Source organism: Pseudomonas sp. P1_F7 (assembly GCF_056405655.1).
This window is the reverse complement of sequence record NZ_JBFUBR010000008.1, coordinates 135,705-154,793: the sequence shown is the minus strand read 5'-3', so window position 1 is coordinate 154,793 and position 19,089 is coordinate 135,705. Positions and strand designations below refer to the sequence as shown.

Genomic DNA, 19,089 nt, shown 5'->3' with positions numbered 1-19,089 from the left:
CAACCCTGCTTCAAGGCTCGGCCGCTCACAGCGCTTGACCTTCTTTGGCGTTGAGCGCGCTCAAGGCCTTGACGTTGGCCAGGTCGGTCAGCTTGACGCCGCCGTAGTTGCGCACGGCGAGGCTGACCGGGCCACTGCTGGTGTTCCAGCTGAAGCGTTGCTGGATGCCGTCCAGATCGCTGACCCGTGCGCTGTCGTTCATCCGCAGCAGACCCCAGCGGCCCGGGTAGTCGAACACCGTGATGCGCTCACCGGTCAGGGTCACCACATCGAGGCGTGCGCCCGGCGTGGTGGTCGTGCCCGGCCACGAGAAGCGGCTCCAGCTGGTCTTGCCGTTGCGGTAGTGCTGCACCTGGCCGTCGAGGGTGAAGATGATGTCGGTCAGGTTGGCGGAAGGTTCGAGCATGATCTCGAAGCCGTTGTCGCGGTCCGACAGGCTGGCGATCACCTGGCCCAACGAGCTGGCCTTATCGATGCTGTTGACCATGTTCGGGTTGACCAGTGGCGTAGCCTTGCTGTTGCTGCTCATCCCCAGGCCTTCGCCACCGGACAGATTGCCGATTTCGTTGCGCTTGAAGTTCGGCAGCAGCCCGGACTCCGGGTCGACGAAACGCTGCAGATCCTTGACCGAGGCTTCATTGCGGCTACCAGGTGCAATCGGGTAACGGTGCGCCATGACCTGTTCCCAGGGCTTGGCAATCTGTTGCGCCCAGGCCTTGGCAATCTGTTGGCCGGCCGGGTCGCGCAGGGTTTCCCAGGCAAACTGGATCGGCAGGCTGAACAGGCCCTGCAACGAATCGGACAGGCCGCCCTGGCTGGTGTCGACGGTGGTCTCGACATAGTTGCGCACGCTGGTCACTTCGCTTGGCAGCCCTTCGAGGGTTTCGCTGATCAGCTGCTTGCTGCTCTTGCCAACGTCCTGGGAGCGCTGGATGTTGTTCATCCGCACCTTGAGCTTGCGCAGGGCCGCGAGGTAACGGTCCATGATCGTGCTGTCGGCGCCTTCGGCGTTCTGCACCGCAAACACCCGCGATACCGGTTCGAAGCGCTTCGCCAGGCTGCCGTCGTCGACCGCCGGCAACGGCGAAATCAGCGCGCCTGGCGAGGTGTTCTTGTCGTCGAAGATCCCGGTGACGCTGCTCCAGAATCCGTCATCGGGCTTGAGGCCCGCTTGCAGGGTTTCGCGGGGGGCAGGGACGTCCCATTGGGTGTTGTCGTTGACCGCCGCCAGGAGAGTTTTCACCGGCGAGTTCTGCACGTCGCTGAGCAGCGACAGTTGCTGGGTCGCATTGGCCATGTCGGTGAAATGACGGACGCCAACGCTGTCGATGAAGGTGTACCAGGCCTGGGTGTAGTCGCGCTTGTAGCGCGTCATGAACTCACGGATGAAGTTGGCTTTCTGCACGATGCTGTCGCCGCCTTCGCCATCGAGCACCCAGTCCGATTCGTTTTGCAGGTTGCCCGACACCAGCTTGATCAGCTCGGGCTTGACGAACTGTTCCCAGCCCTGGCGGGTGAAAATCGCCGGGACCGCCTCGGTGCCGTACAGCAACTGACGGCCGGGCATTGGCACCAGGTCGCTCAAGCCCACGGCCGGGAACTGACGGCTGGATTCCAGTTGCAGGCGCAGGTATTCGCGGTCCACCAGCGAGCTGGAAATCATGAAGGACTTCAGGCTGTTGCGGGTTTCGCTGATCAGCTGCTCGTTACGCGACAAGGACGGTGCCTGGCCATTTTTGAGCAATTGCACGTAGACCGGCGAGTTGTCCTGAATCACCGCCGTGCTGACAGGATTGTCGGTACTGGCGGTTTTGGCCCAGGCCACCGGCAATGCGGCGCCGACGAACTCCGGATCTGGATGGGTGCCGGGTTGCGTGAGCATCAAGTAGAGCTTCAGCGCGTTATAGGACTCGATGATGGACGCGACCTGTCGCTCATCCAGCCGGCCGAGCATTTCTTCGGACAACGACAACCCGCCGGTGGTCGCCGACAAATCCGCGGCATCGCTCGCCGTGGCAGGGTTGCGCAGTGCCGTCAGCACTTCGCCCCGTGCCTTGTTCGCGGCACCCTTGGCGGCACCGCTCAGGCGACTGGCGACATCACCGCCACTGCGCGGCAGGTTGTTCAAGCGGACCGGCAGTTTCTGGCCCTGCACGCGGGCTTTGACCGAGTCGGCTTTGTTTGGCGCAGGCGCAAAGCTGTTCTGCGCATCCATGGTCTTGGCGAACTCATTGAAGGCGCGCATCTGCAATTGCAGTTGCAAGGTGACAGGTTCCAGCGCCTGGGTGCGCAGTTGCTGCAAGTAGGCGGTCTGCGCGACGCGGTAAATGTCGTCACCGCGATAAAGGCCTGCGCCGAGTTGCAGCGGCACACCCTTGGCGCGGTGCTTCTCGATGGCCGAAAGTTGATCGCGCAGCAGTTCCAGGCCCTGGCCCGAGGCGAGTAAGCCGGCACGGTCCGGGGACTGTTGCAGTTCGGTCAGTTGCTCGCGCAATGTGGCCAGCCACTGACGGTTGTTCTGGAACGACAGGGCTTGCCAGCCAATGAACGCAACACCGGCCAGCACCGCCAGGCCCAACAGGGCAGGGCTGGCGGAGGTGTTCTTGCCCAGGCGCGACTGATAAAGGGTCAGGTCACGGTCCGGGAAGATCACCCGGCGGAACGTATCGGTAATGAAATAGCTGCGGTCGCTGATTTTCTTGCCGTTGCTTTGCTCCGGTTGCTCAGGCGCTGGTTTCAAGGCGAACGACTCGGCCAGGTCGTCTTCGTACACCTGGCTCAGTTGCTGGTCGGTCTGCAAGGCGCTGGTGAAATAGAGCCCGCGCAGCAACAGTGGCGCACCGCTGCGACGGGTCTCGGCGAAGTGCTGGAGAAACTGCTCCAGCACCCCGGAAAGTTCGGCGAAATAGTTCGGGAAGTTCAGCAGTGCGCTGTTGGCATCGGCACCCAACGCAATCATCTGGGCGTCGACATGACGGCGAATATGGTTGTGCAGGTTGGCCAGCTTGGCATCCAGCACCGGGCGCAGGCCCTGGTTGCGGATCTCGGACAAACCGAAGGTCATGCCCAGCGGTTGCTGGCGCTCGTTCAGGTCCAGGCCTTCAAACGCCTGGCTGAAGCCCGGCAGTTGATCGGTCTTGCTCAGCATCAGGTAGATCGGCGGACTGGCGTCCAGGCAATCGTTGTATTCCTCGATGCGCGACACCAGTTGGGCGGCGAGTTCGTTGCGCTCGGTCGCGCTGCACGCCAGCAGTTCCGGCAGGCTCACCACCAACACCAGACCGTTGACCGCGGCCTTGCTGCGCTGCTTTTTCAGCATCCGCAGGAAGGCGGCGAATTCGCTGGCCGACGGGTCGTCCCGCAGGTAACGGCCGGCCGTGTCGATCATCACGGCCTCGGGGCTGAAATACCAATCGCAATGCTGTGTGCCGCTTTCGGTGTCGTTGGCGCTGCTGGCAATGCTTGCGGACAGTCCCGAGCGGGTCAGCAACGAGGTCTTGCCCGCTGCCGACATGCCGATCACCAGGTACCACGGCAAATCATAAAGCGCCGACGAGCCGCCGCCACCGGCCGAACGGTCGGCGCGCAGCATCGCGATGGCGTGCTTGAGGCGTTCGCGCAGCACTTGCTGGTCGCGGAACTCGCCGGCGGATTTGAGCGAGCGATCGACTTCGATCTGTACCAGGTTTTCAAGGTTGTGCTCGGTGCGGATGCGCTTGTACTGACGCAGCACAATGATCAGCAGGTAGAAGGCGCTGACGATCGCCATCGCCTCCAGCGCATAGCCGCGCAGCCAGCTCACGTGCGGGGCCACGAACCAGCAAACCGCCAGGCTCGCCAGCCACAGGGCGGGGACGAGGAGCCAAAAACTTTTTAACGAGCGCAATAATATCTTCATGTCTTCCTGACTCGATTACCTGACCTGTTTTCAGGCACTGAACAGCTGGCTGATTTGTTCGGACAATGCGGCCAGGTCTTTGGCCAGCAACCAGTCCAGCGTCAGGTAGACACCCGCGCAGACCAGCGCAATCAGTGCCAGGTAGAGCCAGAGGGGAACTTCATGGCGCAGCATCTGCGAGACCTGGTCAGGCAATGCCCAGTCAGGCGAGAGGGCCTTGGGCGTCTTGCGAAACCGTGCGATGTCCTGGCCCAGGGTATTGGCCAGGTAACGCAGCTGGTCCTTTTGCCCGAGGCTGAACTTGCCTTCGAAACCCAGGGCCAGGCACAGGTGGTAAACCTCGAGCACATCGAGGTTCTGTTTGACGTCGCCACGCAGTGCATCGATTTTTTCGAAGAAGCCTTCGCCGGCCAGGTGCACGCCGAAATAGCGGAACTGCAAGGGCTGCAACTCAAAGTGGCGACGCAATTCGTTGTCCCCGGAACGCAACACGCTTTCATCGAGGAACGCACACAGGGCGTACTGGGTGTCTTTCACCTGTTCAACGCTGTAGTTGGCGCCACGGGCATCGCGTTCCAGCGCCTTGAAGAAGGTGTCGACGCTCGCCTCGAAGGCGCTGACCGAAGTCACCTGGCGACCCTTGCGCACGATCAGTGCCATGCTGATGAAGTCCTGCACCAGATCTTTGAGGGTCGGTTTTTCACGGGCGGCCGCAACGGCGCCTTGCAGTACGGCTTCGGTCATTTGAGTACCGCCATCAGTTCAAGCTTGAGGTTGGTGAACGCGCTGGGCGCATAGAAAGAGATGGCCTGGGCACTCATCATTCGCTCGTACACCCGGCCATGGGGTTCGATGGAGAAGTAGTGATTGTCCAGTCGCACCGGAATCGCATTGGGCAGGCGGGTCGAGTGATTGAGGGTGACCCCTGGCATGGCGCTGTTGACCACCACTTCGATGTCTTCCGGCGAGCCGACCTTGAACGCCCGTGGCACCAGTTCCAGCAGGCTCGCGCCTGGCATGTCGGCGTGCACGGAGATGTAGAAGTCCGCCTCCGCCAGCCGTGGGTCGTGCAACTGCCCTTGCCAGTAGGAGGGTTTGGTCTGGGTCAGGTTGATCACCACGCACTGGTTCGGCACCACGTTGTCGAGCAGCACGCGAATCATTTCGTCGAGCTTGACCAGCGAGGCCGCCGGGTCGTGGTGGTCGTACTCGGGGATGTCGTTGAGCTGGGTGTCCAGCGAAAACGTCAGCAAGCCGCCGGCAAGTTCGGCCAGGAACAGATACAAGCGCTCGGGGTGCAAGCGCGGGTGCGCAAGCAGGTGCGCCAGGGCCGGGTGGGCACGGTTCACCGTGTTCAACAGCCAGAACAGGGTCACGTCGCTGGAGCCGAACTCGGCAATCTGGTCCGCGCGCTCGCGACGACGCCCCGACAGCGCCTTGCTCTTGGATTGCAAGGCGCCGAGCAAACGCTTGCCCAGTCCGATCAGGGTGTCGTGGGTGCCCAGGTGCAGCGTCGGGTGCACAAAATGCCCGTCGAGGTTAAAGCCGCCGATGTTGTTGCGCGACAGCCGGGCAATCGGGCACCAGGTGTAGCCATCGAGGTTGTCGCCGTCGATCAGCATCACCACGTTCAGGCGCAGGCTGGTGATTTCGTTTTCCAGGTCGCCTTCGTTGAGGTCCGGCAAGGTGTCGAACTGCTTGCGAAAGCGCCGCCCGGTCTTTTGTTCCTGACCGTCTTCGACGTAGTTCAGGCCGAAGGGCTCTGGCAGTTTCAGCGCGGCATAGACCTTCAGGTCGTTACCCTTGAGCAAGTCCTTCAAGTCCCGGGCGGCCGGCAGCGGATCGTGCTGCGGTGCGTCGAACAGGCTGCCGTCGGGAAACACCAGTTTCAGCCGCTTGAGCTGCAGGGAACCAGTGGCGAGGGCTTCCTCGTCCACTTCCAGCAACTGCACGCCCCAGTGAAAAGGCGTGTTGCGCAGGGTCGCCTGCGCCAGCTGATGCTGGTGGAACTCATCCTGATACTGGAAATGTTGTGGCAAAAGGAACATGCCTTCGGACCACATCACCCGGCTTTGCTTACTCATTGAGCGCCTTCCAATAATGAATTCAATTTCGAGTCCACGGCTTTTTGCGCGGAGGCACTCGCCTGGTCCTGGGCCTTTTGCAGCACGGCGTCCTGCACACGGTCGGTCAGCGTGGGTTCGGCCGGTTGCTCAGCGGCTTTGGCCAGTTGTTCCTGGGTCTTGGGTTTGTCCAGCACGTCGACGCCGCTGACGGCCGACACGGTGTTGTTGTCCACCAGCACCCGCAGGCCGTCGGAGGAGAACCAGATGCCGTCCTTGCGCAGGGAGTTGGCGTCAAACGCGACCTTCCAGCGACTGTTCTCATCAGTGCGGAAAAAAGCCGCGACGCCGACATAGCCGGCTGCTTTGTTCAGGGGCCACTTGTCGACTTGCCCCATGCCCGGCAACAAGGTGATTTCGCGGTTTTCCAGCAGGGTATTGCCGAGAGCCTTTTGCGGGTCGTCCCACAGCGAGTCGGCATCCACCGACGCAAAGCGCTCCAGCGATGTCAGCTGGTACACGCGCAGCACCACCGAAAGCGGCTTGCCGGACGCGTCGGGATTGAGCTGGTTGCCGCCGTCGGACGTCAGGATGACTTTCTCGTTGTCGTCGAACAGCATGTCGCCGGCCCACGTGTCGTCGACCCGCTTGCCGACCCGGTCGGTGACGCCACAGGCGCTCAGTACCGCCATCATCACCACCGCCGTCAGGCATTTAGCCAACGCCGTCTTTTCGGGACGCTTCCCTGGATATCTCTTGTCCATGACCACTACCTGTAAATGCCCGATCAGTTCAGGCGATAGGCGAAATCGCCGTCGCTGCCCAACTCGATGTTCAAACTCTGAATTGGTTTGTCCTGCGCCATGCGCTCCAGGACCCGCTGGGCCAGTTCCGGCATCAGGGTCTTGGACAAAATGTTGTCGATGTTGCGGGCGCCGCTGTCGACTTCCGTGCAGCGCGAGGCAATGGCCTTGACCAGCGCCTCGTCATAGCTCAGGACGGCCTGATGATTGCGCTCGAAGCGCTGGCGAATGCGCTCCAGCTTGAGCGCGACGATGCGCTCCAGGATCGCGTCCTTGACCGGGTAGTAGGGGACGATGGTCAGGCGGCCGAGGAAGGCCGGCTTGAACACTTGGTTCAACTCGTCACGCAGCCCTTCGACGATGTCTTCCGGCGTCGGTTGCGGCTGTGCATTGAGGCACCACTGCATGATGCGGTCGGTCCCGGTGTTGGACGTGAGGATGATCACGGTATTGCGGAAGTTGATCTCGCGACCTTCGCCGTCATCCAGCACGCCTTTGTCGAACACCTGGAAAAACAGTTCGAGCACGTCCGGGTGGGCCTTTTCCACTTCATCGAGCAGCACCACGCTGTAGGGCTTGCGTCGCACGGCTTCGGTTAGCACGCCGCCCTCGCCATAACCGACATAACCCGGAGGCGAACCCTTGAGGCTGGAGACGGTGTGGGCTTCCTGGTACTCGGACATGTTGATAGTGATGACGTTACGCTCGCCGCCGTACAGGGTGTCGGCCAGCGCCAGTGCGGTTTCGGTCTTGCCGACACCGCTCGGGCCGAGCAACAGGAACACGCCGATGGGTTTGTTCGGGTCTTCCATGCGAGCGCGGGAAATCTTGATGCGCTTGCCAATTTCGTGCAGTGCGTGGTCCTGGCCGAGCACCCGTTCGCCCAGCAATGCCGGCAGGCGCTGCACGGTTTCGATTTCGTCGCGCAGCATCTTGCCCAACGGAATGCCGGTCCAGCCGGAGATCACTTCACCGATGGTGCCGCCATCCACCAAGGCATGTACCAGCGGTTGTTCACCCTGGACGCTGGCCAGTTCGGCGCGCACCGCGGCAATCTCCTGGGCATCCGGTGCCTGATTCTCCGGGTGGCTGAGGGCACCGAGTTTTTCCACCAGTTGCAGCTCGCGTTGCCACTGTTGTTCAAGGGCGTCGCGGGTCTGCTGTTCACTCAGCAGTTCAGTGTTGAGGGTTGCCAGGCGTCGGGCATGGTCGCTGCCTTTGGCGGCTTCCTGCTGCAGTACCGAGATTTCCGCCTGCAGGTTGTCGATCTGGCGCTTGCAGTCTTCCAGCGGCCCCGGTTGCGCCGATTGCCCCAGGGCCACCCGGGCGCAGGCGGTGTCCAGCACGCTGACGGCCTTGTCCGGCAGTTGGCGCCCGGTGATGTAGCGATTGGACAGGCGCACGGCCTGCACCAGCGCTTCGTCCATCACTGTGACTTTGTGATGTTCCTGCATCTTGGCCAGCAGGCCGCGCAGCATGTGGATCGCCTTGTCTTCGTCCGGCTCTTCGACTTTCACCACCTGGAAGCGGCGGGCCAGGGCGGCATCCTTCTCGAAGTACTTCTTGTACTCGGCCCAGGTGGTCGCCGCGATGGTGCGCAGTTCGCCACGAGCCAGGGCTGGCTTGAGCAAGTTGGCGGCGTCGTTCTGCCCGGCCTGGCCACCGGAGCCGATCAAGGTGTGCGCTTCGTCGATGAACAGAATGATCGGGTGCAGGCTGCGCTTGGTTTCTTCGATGACTGACTTGAGACGGTTTTCGAATTCGCCTTTGACGCCGGCTCCGGCCTGCAACAAGCCCAGGTCCAGGGTGTGGATGGCGACGCCCTTGAGCACCGACGGCACGTCACCTTGAATGATGCGCAGGGCCAGGCCTTCGACCACGGCGGTTTTGCCGACGCCGGCTTCACCGGTGAGGATCGGGTTGTTCTGGCGGCGGCGGGTCAGAATGTCGACCATCTGTCGCACCTCGAACTCGCGACCCAGCACCGGGTCGATCCGGCCTTCGCGAGCGCTTTGCGTGAGGTTGATGGTGTATTGATCGAGGGCCGGGGTTTTGCCGTTGCCTTTTACCGGATTGGCGCTGGCGCCGCCGGAAGTGTCCAGCGGTTTGGCCTGTTTCGACTCGGCGCTGCCTTCCACCAACGCATTGAGGTTCACGCGCAAATCGTCGGCGTTGATCTTCTCCAGCTCGGCCGCACCGGCGATCACAACCCGGCGTAGCTCATCGTCATCGAGCAAGGCTTGCAACAGATGGCCGGTGCGGATCTGTGCCTGGCCGAACTCGATGGACGCCAGGACCCACGCCTGTTCGATCATGCGGGTCAGGTGCGGCGACAGTGCGGGCGTGCGCGTATTGCCTTTCTTGAACGTCCCCAGTGCCGTCACCAGTTGCGCCTGCAAGCGCTCAGGCACCACGTCGTAATGACGCAGGATGGCCGGCAGGTCGTTGTCTTGGCTGCCCTGCAACTGCAACAACAGGTGCTCGATTTCGACATCGTAGTGGTGTTCCGACAGGCACAGGGCCGCGGCGCTTTCGGTGGCGGTACGGCTGGTGTCGTTCAGCTTGGCGAACAGGGACTTCAGGTTCACAGGGAGACCCCATCAAAAGGAATGTGAAAGAGGGCACAACGGGAAGGCTCCACGTCGACGCCTGGTCGCTTGAGCCAGCCGAGCCGGCCCAGCGAAACGTTGCCCTGGCGACCCAGGCGGGCGACGGGTACGGACTGCGGTTTGAGCTTTGGCGCCAACTGGAAGTCGAGTTCCGCGCCGACATAGAAACGCACCAGTTCCACCAGCTTCTGGTAGTCCTCGGTGCCTGGCTGGAAGCGTTGATAGTCGGCCAGTTCCAGTGGGCCCATCTCGATGCGCACGCACGACTGGTAGTCCCAGACCCGATTGCCGGCGACAGCGCTTTGCCCGAGCACGGCGTTCTTGCGCCCCAGTTGCGTGCATTGGCTGGCGTCGAGCTTCAGCCAGCGACCGGCAAACGGCTTGACCTTGAACGGCAGGGAAAAATAGAAAGCCAGCATCACTTCCAGGTTCAGCGCGTTGCGCGGTTTCTGGGCGAACAGACCGGAGAAATAGCTGAACAATTCACGGCGCAGGGGCGAGCCTTGTTTGTCGAATTTCTGCTTCTGCGCCTCGGGGCCGAACCCCACCAGGTTGAGCAGGTAACGATCGAAATCCGAAGTGCCGTTGCGTTCGTACTCGATGTAGAACTTGTACTTTTGCCAGGCTTCGTAGAACAGCGTGGTCATGCGGTGCGAAAAAATGTCGAGGAACGCATGGGCCGCATCGTCCCGGTACTGGATGTGCCGCTCGATCAACAGCTCGGTGTACGGGCGCGGCAACACGCCCGACGGCCCGACCAGCCCCATGAAGGTGACTTGCATCTCGGACAGCGGCAGGCCGGCCACGGACACCTTGCCCTCACGCTCGAACTGCAGATCGCTGACTTCACTGGCCGGGAAGTTGAGCGACAGCTGCGAGCGAAAGCGCAAAGGGTCTTCGTGCGGTCGGGTTTCCAGGTCCATGCGCCCGGTTCTGCTGTAATGCAGGCGAAGCAAGCGCACCAACTGGAAAAACTCGAATCGGTGCGGCTCAGCCCGTGCCTGGTCGATCAGACCAGGGGTTGATCGCCGGTTCGCGGTGGCCATTGGACGACTCTCTTTTCGCGCTGCAAGGTGCGAAGGGTTAATTGGGTAAAACTGTTCATCGAGCAGTACTGACCAAAGAAGTGATCGAGCACCATGCCGAACAAAAACACACCGCTGCCGGTGTATTGGCTTTCATCGAAATTGAGGGTGATGCCGACGCCGCGAACGAAATTCGGTCGCGGGTGGCCGATGCGTGCGACCACGGGTTCGCTGCTCACCGAGACAATGCCGTTGATCTGTTTGCGGATCGCCGACACGTTGCGGTAGTTGTAGAGCGACAACAGCTCCAGCAGCACCTCGCGACCTCGGGACACCAGCGACATGTGGTTCAGCGACAGGTGCGAAATCAGCCGCCAGATCACGCCGTTGCCCAAGGGCACGCGCGCGGTGGCGGTGGGCTTGCGCAGGCAGCGGATGTCCTTGATCACCGAGTTGCCCGGGATATTGAAATCGCCGCGCTCACCACCGAACGGCAACATCAGGGGCAGGTCACGGTTGCTGCAGGTCAGGCGGATGCTCAACGCATCGTTGTTGGACTCCATCAGCCCCAGCTCGCGATCCACCACCCGGATAAACACGTTCGAGCCATCGCGCTGGCCGCTCTGTACCGCACGGCGCCGGGCAATCCAGAAGCTTTGGCCGGGACCCAGATCGCCTCGGGGTTCGAAAAACGGATGGCAGGTGCCGACCTGATCGATACCGCCGACCTTGCGCACCCGTCGTACGCGATCGATGGACACCACTTCGGCCGAGCCTTGCAGGCGCACATCCGGCGTCACCGCGTACTCGTGCTGGGAGTGGGTCAACTTGATCGGTTCGGCCTGCTGGCGGAACAGGTTGATGATCGGCGTGCAATTGAGCTTGAAGTTATTGCGCCCGATGTTTTGCGTCAGGCGCGCCAGGCGGTCGCTCAGGTCGTAGTCGGAAAAGTAGAAATTGATCTCGACTTTCTCGACGTCCTTGCCCGCCAGAATCCGTGCAAAGCCCGACAGGTCGAAGAACATGAACTTGTCGGGGAAGGTGAAGTACTCGTGCAGCAGGCGGTAGCCGAGGAACGAGCGCTCGGAGTAGTCCACCAGGCCTTCGTCCAGACCGTAACCGACGGCTTTCAACGCGTTGGCCGGCAAGGTGACCTCGCGGGTGCGCCCCTGATCTTCGAAGCTCAGCGTGGCCTTGGCCAGGTTGTTGAACAGCAGTTCGTACAGTTGCAGCATCAACGTGCTTTCGCCGTCGAGGAAGAACCGCAGGCTGTCCAGTTCCAGCTTGCCGAACATCACGTCGGAGGTCGCCACCAGGCCGATGCGCAAGCGCGCGACCAGGTCGGCGCTGTGGCCGTTGAACGCCGAGCGTTCCATCTCGATGAACGACGCCTGTTGCACCGCCACCGGCCACAGCTCGACCGGATAGCAGGTGCGGAATTTACACACCACGCCTTCGATCGGGTTGGCACTGAGTTCGGTATGCCGGGGCACACGGAACGCTTCGGTGACTTTTTCCTGCTTGCCCAGGTTGAACTCGACGATCGACATCGATGGGGTAGGGCGCAGGTAATGCGGGTACAGCACTTCGAGAAACGACTCGACGATTTCCGGCAGCTCGTCGTCGAGTTTTTTGTGCACCCGTGCAGACAGGAACGAGAAGGCCTCGATCAAGCGCTCGGTATGCGGGTCTTCGCAGTTATCGCCCTCGATGAGCAACCGCGAAGCGATTTTCGGATACTGGCTCGCAAACTCCTGGCCTAAAAAGCGCAGGTGCGACAGTTCCTTTTCGTAATAGGGCAGCAGATCGTCGAGCATCAGTTGAGGTTCTGCACTTTGTATTCCTGGGTGTTGACCTGCAGCACCGCGTCGAAGGACACCTGACGGGTGACGTCTTGCAGGCGCAGGACCGCGTCCACGCGAAAGGTCAGCATGCGTTGGCCGGTCTGTTGGGCGAGCAGTTGCACTTTGACGCTGCGAAAGCGCCGGTCGCCGACCGTGATTGCCTTCTCCAGCTGCCGCTGGATCAACAGGCGATCCTTCGGATCAAGCACGCTGCGACTGGTGAAGTCCGGCATGCCGTAATCGAGGATGCTGCCGCTGAGGTTGACGAACCCGTCCAGCTCGTTGGCGACCAGGGACTGGCGGGTGTTGACCAGGATTTCCAGGTCGCGAACGATGCTGGCCTTGTAATCGGCCAGCGAACACAAGCGCTGCGATGACGCTTCGATGGACTGATGCGGACGATCGTCCAGCAATCGGTCCAGCAGTGATGGCAACAGCTTGTGTTGACTGGTCATGGTGCCTCCCTGGCAATGTGCTCGATCAGCCGCGGGTCGATTGCGGCAATTCAGCGACCAGGCGCAACGAAGCGGTCAGCTCGTCCAGTTGGTAGTGCGGGCGCAGGTAGGTCACGGCCTTGTACACCCCCGGCTTGCCCGGCACCTCGAACACTTCGGCGCGGGCTTCGCGCAACGGGAACTTGGCCTTGGCTTCCTGGCTCGCGGTGTCGTCCAGCAGCACATAGCTCGACAGCCACTTGTTGAGGAACAACTCGACGTCCTTGCGCGAAGCGAAGCTGCCGATCTTGTCGCGCATGATCGCCTTCATGTAGTGCGCGATGCGCGAAGTGGCGAAGATGTACTGCAACTGCGCGGAAAGCCGGGCGTTGGCGTTGGCGATGTCGGTGTTGTACTGCTTCTGCTTCTGCGCCGACTGGGTGCCGAAGAACGCGGCGTAGTCGGTGCCTTTGCAGTGCACCAGCGGAATGAAACCGAGGTCCGACAGCTCTTTTTCACGGCGGTCGGTGATGGCGATTTCGGTCGGGCACTTGAGGGCGATTTCACCGTCATCGGTCTTGAACGTGTGGGTCGGCAGACCTTCAACCAGACCACCACCTTCGACACCACGGATCGCCACGCACCAGCCGTAACGGGAAAACGCGTCGGTGACCCGGGTGCCCAGCGCGTAGGCGGCGTTCATCCACAGGTACTTGTTGTGGTCACGGCCATCGACGCTTTCGACGAAGTTGAATTCCTCGACCGGCGTGGTATCCGGGCCGTAAGGCAAGCGACCGAGCACGTGGGGCAGGGTCAGGCCGACATAACGCGAGTCTTCGGAGGCGCGGAACGACTTCCACTTGGCGTATTCGACGGTGTCGAAGATCTTCGCCAGATCCCGTGGGCCGGACATGTCGGTGAACGAATCCCAGCCGAACAGCTCAGGAGAGGCCGCCGAGATGAACGGCGCGTGGGCGGCCGCGGCGACGTGGGAAATCTCTTCGAGCAGGTACATGTCTTCCGGGCTGCGGTTGAACTCGTAGTCACCCAGCAGCATGCCGAACGGTGCACCGCCGAAGGTGCCGTATTCTTCTTCGTAGATCTTCTTGAACAGCGCGCTCTGGTCGAATTCCGAAGCGGCCTTGAGGTCGCGTACCAGGTCTTTCTTCGACGCGTTGAGCAAATGGATCTTCAGCGTGGTGCTGGTCTCGGTCTGGTCCACCTGATACTTCAGGCCGCGCCAGGAGGCTTCCAGCTGCTGGAACTCACTGGCGTGCATGATCTCGTTCATCTGCTCGGAGAGCATCGCGTCGATCTCGGCGATGCGCGCATCGAGCACGGCGATCAGGTCCTTGCTCGGCGTCATTTCGCCTTCCAGGATCTGGTTGACCAATTCACCAATCAGGTCGCGGGTGCGGGTGCGCTCGGTCTCGGAACGGGCCACGCGGCTTTGCGAAATGATGCTGTCGAGCAACGAGGATTGCGCGGTGAAGCTGTCCACTTCAACCAGCGTGCTGTCCTGTTGAGTCACGGTTTGTTTGTCGTTCATCGTCAGGCTCCTACGCTTTGCCGTCGGTGGCTGGAACAGCGGCTTCGCGGCCGAATTCCTTGCCCAGGGTTTTCAACTTCTCGGTGTTCTGCAACACGTCCATCAGCAGCTCTTCGAGCTTGTCGTTGCCGCCCATCTTGTTGCGCAGGTCCGCCAGCTTGTTGCGCACTTCCAGCAGCTTGCGCAGCGGCTCGACCTGCTTGACCACGTTCTGCGGTTCGAAGTCTTCGAGGGCGTTGAAGTTGAGCTCGACGCCCAGTTGCGTGCCGTTCTTGGCCAGGGTGTTGTCGACGCGGTAGGTCAGGCGCGGCTTGATGCCCTTGAGCACGCCGTTGAAGTTGTCGCGGTCGATGAAAATGAACTTGCGGTCCTTGAGCTTCGGCAGCGGCTCCAGCGGGTTACCGGAGAAATCGCCCAGCACACCGACGACAAAGGGCAGCTCTTTCTTTTCCTGAGCGTCACCGATATCCACGTCGTAGGTGATATGGACCCGAGGCGCGCGAACGCGATCGAGTTTGTGCTGGGTACTTTCCTTCTTCGCCATCGTGATCTCCTGTGCGAGCAATTCGCTGCAAGTCGTTTGCGTGTCGGTTCATTGGGTGGCCGAGCGCGTTACATTCCTTCGATCGTCAGCAGCAGGCGCTGACGGATTTCATCGTTCATTTCCATGATGTTTTCAAAGCCCACTAATTCTTCGAAGCTGGTGTTGCCGGCAATCTGGGTGCTGCTGCGGATCACGGCCTCGTCGGGCAACTGCGAGCGAACCGGCGAGCTGATGACGCAGAAGGGCAGGTCGCCGAACTCCTTCAAGCGCTCGAAACTGACGGGAAAACGCAGGCCTTCGAGCAGGCGGCTGATGCCGGGTGACTTGCTCAGGCAGTAGAACAGCACCAGGTAATGCACCACGAAGCGGTACAGCTCGGCGCTGCTGCGATTGGGGTCTTTGATGACGGTGCGAAAACGCGCCAGGTCGAACGAACTGAACCCGACCACCCAGCGCACGGGGCTGGTGATGCGAATGGATTGGCCGCTTTGGGACAGCACCTTGTCGTACTCCAGCGCAAACAGTTGCGGGGTGGTACTGAGCAGGTTGAGGGGCACTTCGAGTTCGTTGACCAGCTTGTACGGGGAGGTCGAGCCGATGCGGTCGTAGAGCTCCTTGAGTTCCTTGAAATGGTGCTGGGTCTCGCGCCCGCTGCTGCGTTGCGCGCCCTGCAGGTACTCACCGAAAAACGTCTGCGGACGGATCAGCAAAGCCAGGGTCGCAAGATAGTCCGAAGCCTGCGCCTTGAGCGCATCGGAAATGGCCCGGGTCTGGCTTCGCAGCTTGATCAATGCTTCAACATCAAAAAACGTCTGAGTCATCGGTACATCGTCCTTGAACACTCCACGATCGCTACCCGGATTAACCCGGGCGTGAAGAGCTACTAATTTCTCGATTGAACACCTGTTCACGAGTTGTGATTGCTGATGTTTGACATCAAGAAATCACACCGTCAGGCGTATCCGGAAGTTCATTGCTGGCATAAAGATATTGAGTGGCCAGCAATGTCGTGTATGGCAGCACCGATATCGAAAAGTTCACATGGGGGCTGATTTTTTCTCGTTTTTGTTACGTCCTGCAATGATGTCTTAGTGCCATTTCTTGTAGGAAAATACTTACATCGAAGTCTGAAACCCAGCAGGATCAAGGGTTTGGTGAGTGTGTTGGATCCAATTTTTAGTTCAAATTAAATTGTAAAAAGGTGAAGCGGTTCATCTGCGAGAGAGGTTCATTCATGCAAGGAAACACAATCAGCGGGAAGTGAGAGCTTCTTTACTGGCGAAAGTGGTGGTGCTGACTCCGTCGGCAAAAGCCATCAACAACAAAAACCGGGTTGACACCGAGTGGTGCGTGGGTGTTTCCTTTCGCACGTATTCAAGTCCCGGTTCGACAAACTGTGATGCGTTTCTCGTTTTTCAATATGCCCGGAACTTTTGGCGGGTGGGGTGATCGCATCCCGCAACAGCATGACTGGATCAACTGATCTTTATTGTTATTAGCTGTCGAGAGGCGCCGGTTAGTTGAGCGTGACGCTCGGAAAGTGAGCAGGGCCTTACACGGCGATAGTTTATTGCAGAACTATTCGACCGGCGGGTATAGGAGAAAGGAACATGGATGAAAGATTTTTACCTTGCACAGTGGCCAACCCCCGCGGTACGCGGCAGCAAGCCGGATTGATTTCTGGCGGCAATCTTTCATTTCCCAGTGAGATCGCCTCGCGGTCCTTCCCTGCGCCGCAAAATTTTGCCGGTTACTACGCGACCAGCGATTACAACGCGGCGATGTTTCTCGCCCATGAACTGGCTTCGCCCGAATTGGACATGTCGCCGAGTGAGGCGCAAGAGTCCTTACAGTTACTGCGTTCGTTAATCAGGAGCCTGACTTCGGCGAAGGATATTTCAGTCAAAGCGCTGAAAGAATTGCAGAAAACCGCCGAGGCCATCCCGGAAATAGGGCCTTTGATGTTTTCTCCGGCCAACTTGCCTGGCACGTTGGTCAGTGCCGGTACCAGCATCGCTGCATTAACCAAGTCAAAGTCGGTTGTAGACCTGCTGGATCTCTCCGCGGCCGACAAGAAAAAGCTGATCAAGTGGGCGAGTAGTCGGGGCACCGCGAACTCAACCTCAGCTAAAAAAGCCTTCAAAGGCAGGATAAAACTGATTCGGGTTGCAGGGCAGTTGCATTTTGAAGTGCCGATTACTGCCCAGGCACAAAGTTATAAGGTGCTGGGGCAGGTTGGGCAGCAAGTTGCTAATCTTCCGGCTTATGGAACTAAGGCCGCACTTAGTAAACGTGCAATGTTGCATTCCGGCGGAGCCGCAGGCGGACTGAAGTTTATGACAGGCAATACCGTCGGAGTTGCCTTGGCCGTTGGGCCGCAGGCTTATTTTGACTATACAAGTTCGGCTTCAATGAACGAGTTTTATAGGAAGTCTGCATACAGCCAGCCTACTAATGTTGCGGCGTTTGCTGGTGGGATAGCTGGGGGGGCGTTAGTTACTTTTGTATATGGAATCGCAGCATTCGGGGCCGCACCACTCGTGCTGGTTCTCGCTGTCGGCTGGGGCTTTGGATTGGTAGCGCAGAGAGGCATGAGTTACACAGGAGCGGATCAAAAAATTGGAGATTATCTAACAAAATGAATCTTAATCATGATTAATGCGGACACTATAAAGAAGGGAAGTTGGCTGGTTTTTTTCTCTATTGTATTTTTGAGCGCTTTGGGTCCTTCAAATTTAGATTATTACTGGTGGGTGTACTGTTTTTTTTGTGCTTTATTTTTTGTCTGGACGCTGTATCTCGTTTATTTATGCGAGAGCTATGTGGTGTATTTGACAACAGTTCTGACCGCTACGGTAAGTATCTTTGCTTTCCTGGCTGGTGGTTTGGCGTATCTTTCTACTTCAAATTTTTTAGGGGGAACAACTGTTCTTCCTGTTGTTATTGGGATGTGCCCGGCAGTTTTGGTTTTTGGGGTTTTTGCTACGATTTATTTCAGCAAGCCATCGTTTTTTCCTTTTGAATGCGTAGGTAATAGGATAACTATACGTTCAGGTGGCCGAGAACAACCTAAGTATAATATCGGGATTATTGCTGGTATTACAGCGTTGGCGGGGGGTGTATTTCTTAGAATGGTCGACGCACTTACAACCGATGTGGTGGCCGTGTCGATTTGCACCGGTTGCGCTATCGCAATATTGATCCAATTACGGCACACCGTACGAGGTCTTCGTACCCTCCACATTCAGGAGCGTAATATGAACGTTCCTTACACATTCATGGAGATTGATGAAATACGTCAAGCCCGTCACCGATGGTGGCTGGGTAGGTTTTTGAGATGGCTAATTTCCCTGCGGTCTTCGGTGTAATTGGGGGCGATATATAGCGAGACTAATTTTAAGCTATTGCGGGTTCGTTGGGAGCACCGTGGTGATAGTTTTTGTAGTCGGCATGGTGGCCGGCACTGCCGTTCAATCGTTTATGATTCATAGTGGTTTAGATAAAGAAATTGCGGATCGCCTGAAAAATTGAGAGTGCCAAATGTTTGATCCCGATGCATACATGATTAAAAAGCTCCCGTGGCTCGTGTTTTCTGCGGTGGCATTTACCGGTGTTTTCAAAATTTCTGGGTTGCCCTACTACTGGTATATGTATTTTTTTCTTATTTTTTTGATGCTGGGTGCTACTTTATATTTAGCCTACCGATGTGAGCGATATACAAGCTTCGTGTTGATAACGCTTTGTTCTGGGTTGTATTCGCTTATGTATCTTCTGTCCAGTTTAAGCTACTTGCTTTTGAAGAATGATTTAGGATTTGGTGCGGTGGGTGCGGTCACAGCTGGGGCAGGGCCTATGCTGATAGTGGTTGCTGCGTTTTTACTGATCTATTTTACGAAGTCTCCATTTTTGCCTTTTAAAATTGAAGGTGGAAAAGTCGCTGCTAAAGAGTTCAAGGCGAAGGATTCTGGATTTTTTGGTGGTGTGCTTGTAGGGGGAGCCGCTTTGCTTGGCAGTCTGTTTGTTAAATCTGTAGGTTCATTCAATGCCGGGGCGGTTTCCATTTTATTAGGGACCTGTATGTGCGTGTATTTGCTGGTACGACTACGTCACGTAATCCGCGGCATCCGCACACTTCGCCTGCAAGAGCGTTGCATGCCTGTCCCATATACCTTCATGAGAATCGACGAAATACGCGAAGCCCGCAGTCGCTGGTGGCTGGGTCGATTGTTTAAATGGATGAGTTCCCTGCGTCAGCCGACAGGTTCCTGACGGCGCCAGATGGTATTGCGGCAGTAGCCCGAATATAGATTTCCAGGAGTT

Annotated in this window: 14 protein-coding genes; 3 read left to right on the top strand and 11 right to left on the bottom strand. The window is 58.9% G+C overall.

What is annotated here, in order from left to right; genetic code table 11:
* Window positions 1-25 precede the first annotated feature (25 nt).
* The 11 genes from AC1D1M_RS14370 to AC1D1M_RS14320 form a co-directional block, all read right to left on the bottom strand.
* Window positions 26-3,898 carry a type VI secretion protein IcmF/TssM N-terminal domain-containing protein gene (locus AC1D1M_RS14370; protein ID WP_477776134.1) on the bottom strand — a complete coding sequence of 1,291 codons (3,873 nt, stop codon included), beginning with the start codon at window positions 3,896-3,898 and terminating at the stop codon, window positions 26-28.
* A gap of 30 nt (window positions 3,899-3,928) precedes the next feature.
* The gene (gene icmH, locus AC1D1M_RS14365) at window positions 3,929-4,642 is read right to left on the bottom strand and encodes a type IVB secretion system protein IcmH/DotU (protein WP_046042544.1); all 714 of its coding nucleotides are present in this window, start codon (window positions 4,640-4,642) and stop codon (window positions 3,929-3,931) included.
* On the bottom strand, window positions 4,639-5,982 hold the full coding sequence (gene tssK, locus AC1D1M_RS14360) for a type VI secretion system baseplate subunit TssK (protein WP_046042543.1): 1,344 nt from the start codon (window positions 5,980-5,982) through the stop codon (window positions 4,639-4,641). Before tssK ends, icmH begins: the two co-directional genes overlap by 4 nt.
* On the bottom strand, window positions 5,979-6,725 hold the full coding sequence (gene tssJ / locus AC1D1M_RS14355) for a type VI secretion system lipoprotein TssJ (protein WP_477776133.1): 747 nt from the start codon (window positions 6,723-6,725) through the stop codon (window positions 5,979-5,981). The genes tssK and tssJ overlap by 4 nt, the downstream gene beginning before the upstream one ends.
* 23 nt (window positions 6,726-6,748) lie before the next feature.
* Entirely contained in the window at window positions 6,749-9,352 is a 2,604-nt protein-coding gene (gene tssH, locus AC1D1M_RS14350) for a type VI secretion system ATPase TssH (protein WP_477776132.1), read from the bottom strand.
* Window positions 9,349-10,419 (bottom strand): type VI secretion system baseplate subunit TssG, encoded by a 1,071-nt coding sequence (gene tssG / locus AC1D1M_RS14345; protein WP_477776131.1) that lies wholly within the window; start codon window positions 10,417-10,419, stop codon window positions 9,349-9,351. Before tssG ends, tssH begins: the two co-directional genes overlap by 4 nt.
* Complete coding sequence (gene tssF / locus AC1D1M_RS14340) at window positions 10,383-12,215, bottom strand: type VI secretion system baseplate subunit TssF (protein WP_477776130.1); 1,833 nt, start codon at window positions 12,213-12,215, stop codon at window positions 10,383-10,385. The genes tssG and tssF overlap by 37 nt, the downstream gene beginning before the upstream one ends.
* The gene (tssE, locus tag AC1D1M_RS14335) at window positions 12,215-12,697 is read right to left on the bottom strand and encodes a type VI secretion system baseplate subunit TssE (protein ID WP_034150988.1); all 483 of its coding nucleotides are present in this window, start codon (window positions 12,695-12,697) and stop codon (window positions 12,215-12,217) included. The genes tssF and tssE overlap by 1 nt, the downstream gene beginning before the upstream one ends.
* Window positions 12,698-12,722: 25 nt before the next feature.
* Window positions 12,723-14,225: a type VI secretion system contractile sheath large subunit gene (tssC, locus tag AC1D1M_RS14330; RefSeq protein ID WP_056723981.1), complete on the bottom strand. Its 1,503-nt coding sequence runs from the start codon at window positions 14,223-14,225 to the stop codon at window positions 12,723-12,725.
* A gap of 10 nt (window positions 14,226-14,235) precedes the next feature.
* Entirely contained in the window at window positions 14,236-14,769 is a 534-nt protein-coding gene (gene tssB / locus AC1D1M_RS14325; protein WP_007978739.1) for a type VI secretion system contractile sheath small subunit, read from the bottom strand.
* Between the two features lie 68 nt (window positions 14,770-14,837).
* Complete coding sequence (locus tag AC1D1M_RS14320) at window positions 14,838-15,590, bottom strand: hypothetical protein (RefSeq protein ID WP_477776129.1); 753 nt, start codon at window positions 15,588-15,590, stop codon at window positions 14,838-14,840.
* Between the two features lie 789 nt (window positions 15,591-16,379).
* On the opposite strand from AC1D1M_RS14320, the gene AC1D1M_RS14315 reads away from it, so the two are divergent.
* From AC1D1M_RS14315 to AC1D1M_RS14305, 3 genes are all read left to right on the top strand, one after another.
* A complete protein-coding gene (locus AC1D1M_RS14315) occupies window positions 16,380-17,411 on the top strand; it encodes a hypothetical protein (protein WP_477776128.1) in 1,032 nt (343 codons plus the stop codon).
* Window positions 17,412-17,420: 9 nt separating this feature from the next.
* Complete coding sequence (locus AC1D1M_RS14310; RefSeq protein ID WP_477776127.1) at window positions 17,421-18,137, top strand: hypothetical protein; 717 nt, start codon at window positions 17,421-17,423, stop codon at window positions 18,135-18,137.
* Window positions 18,138-18,309: 172 nt separating this feature from the next.
* Window positions 18,310-19,038, top strand: coding sequence for a hypothetical protein (locus AC1D1M_RS14305; protein WP_477776126.1), 729 nt, complete (start codon window positions 18,310-18,312; stop codon window positions 19,036-19,038).
* Window positions 19,039-19,089: the final 51 nt, after the last annotated feature.

Bases quoted from the DNA above. Each gene is read 5' to 3' on its own strand.
- tssE (WP_034150988.1), bottom strand. From the start codon at position 12,697: ATGACCAGTCAACACAAGCTGTTGCCATCACTGCTGGACCGATTGCTG.
- icmH (WP_046042544.1), bottom strand. From the start codon at position 4,642: ATGACCGAAGCCGTACTGCAAGGCGCCGTTGCGGCCGCCCGTGAAAAA.
- AC1D1M_RS14310 (WP_477776127.1), top strand. From the start codon at position 17,421: ATGATTAATGCGGACACTATAAAGAAGGGAAGTTGGCTGGTTTTTTTC.
- tssG (WP_477776131.1), bottom strand. From the start codon at position 10,419: ATGGCCACCGCGAACCGGCGATCAACCCCTGGTCTGATCGACCAGGCA.
- tssF (WP_477776130.1), bottom strand. From the start codon at position 12,215: ATGCTCGACGATCTGCTGCCCTATTACGAAAAGGAACTGTCGCACCTG.
- AC1D1M_RS14315 (WP_477776128.1), top strand. From the start codon at position 16,380: ATGGATGAAAGATTTTTACCTTGCACAGTGGCCAACCCCCGCGGTACG.
- AC1D1M_RS14305 (WP_477776126.1), top strand. From the start codon at position 18,310: ATGTTTGATCCCGATGCATACATGATTAAAAAGCTCCCGTGGCTCGTG.
- tssJ (WP_477776133.1), bottom strand. From the start codon at position 6,725: ATGGACAAGAGATATCCAGGGAAGCGTCCCGAAAAGACGGCGTTGGCT.
- tssK (WP_046042543.1), bottom strand. From the start codon at position 5,982: ATGAGTAAGCAAAGCCGGGTGATGTGGTCCGAAGGCATGTTCCTTTTG.
- AC1D1M_RS14320 (WP_477776129.1), bottom strand. From the start codon at position 15,590: ATGACTCAGACGTTTTTTGATGTTGAAGCATTGATCAAGCTGCGAAGC.
- tssC (WP_056723981.1), bottom strand. From the start codon at position 14,225: ATGAACGACAAACAAACCGTGACTCAACAGGACAGCACGCTGGTTGAA.
- AC1D1M_RS14370 (WP_477776134.1), bottom strand. From the start codon at position 3,898: ATGAAGATATTATTGCGCTCGTTAAAAAGTTTTTGGCTCCTCGTCCCC.
- tssB (WP_007978739.1), bottom strand. From the start codon at position 14,769: ATGGCGAAGAAGGAAAGTACCCAGCACAAACTCGATCGCGTTCGCGCG.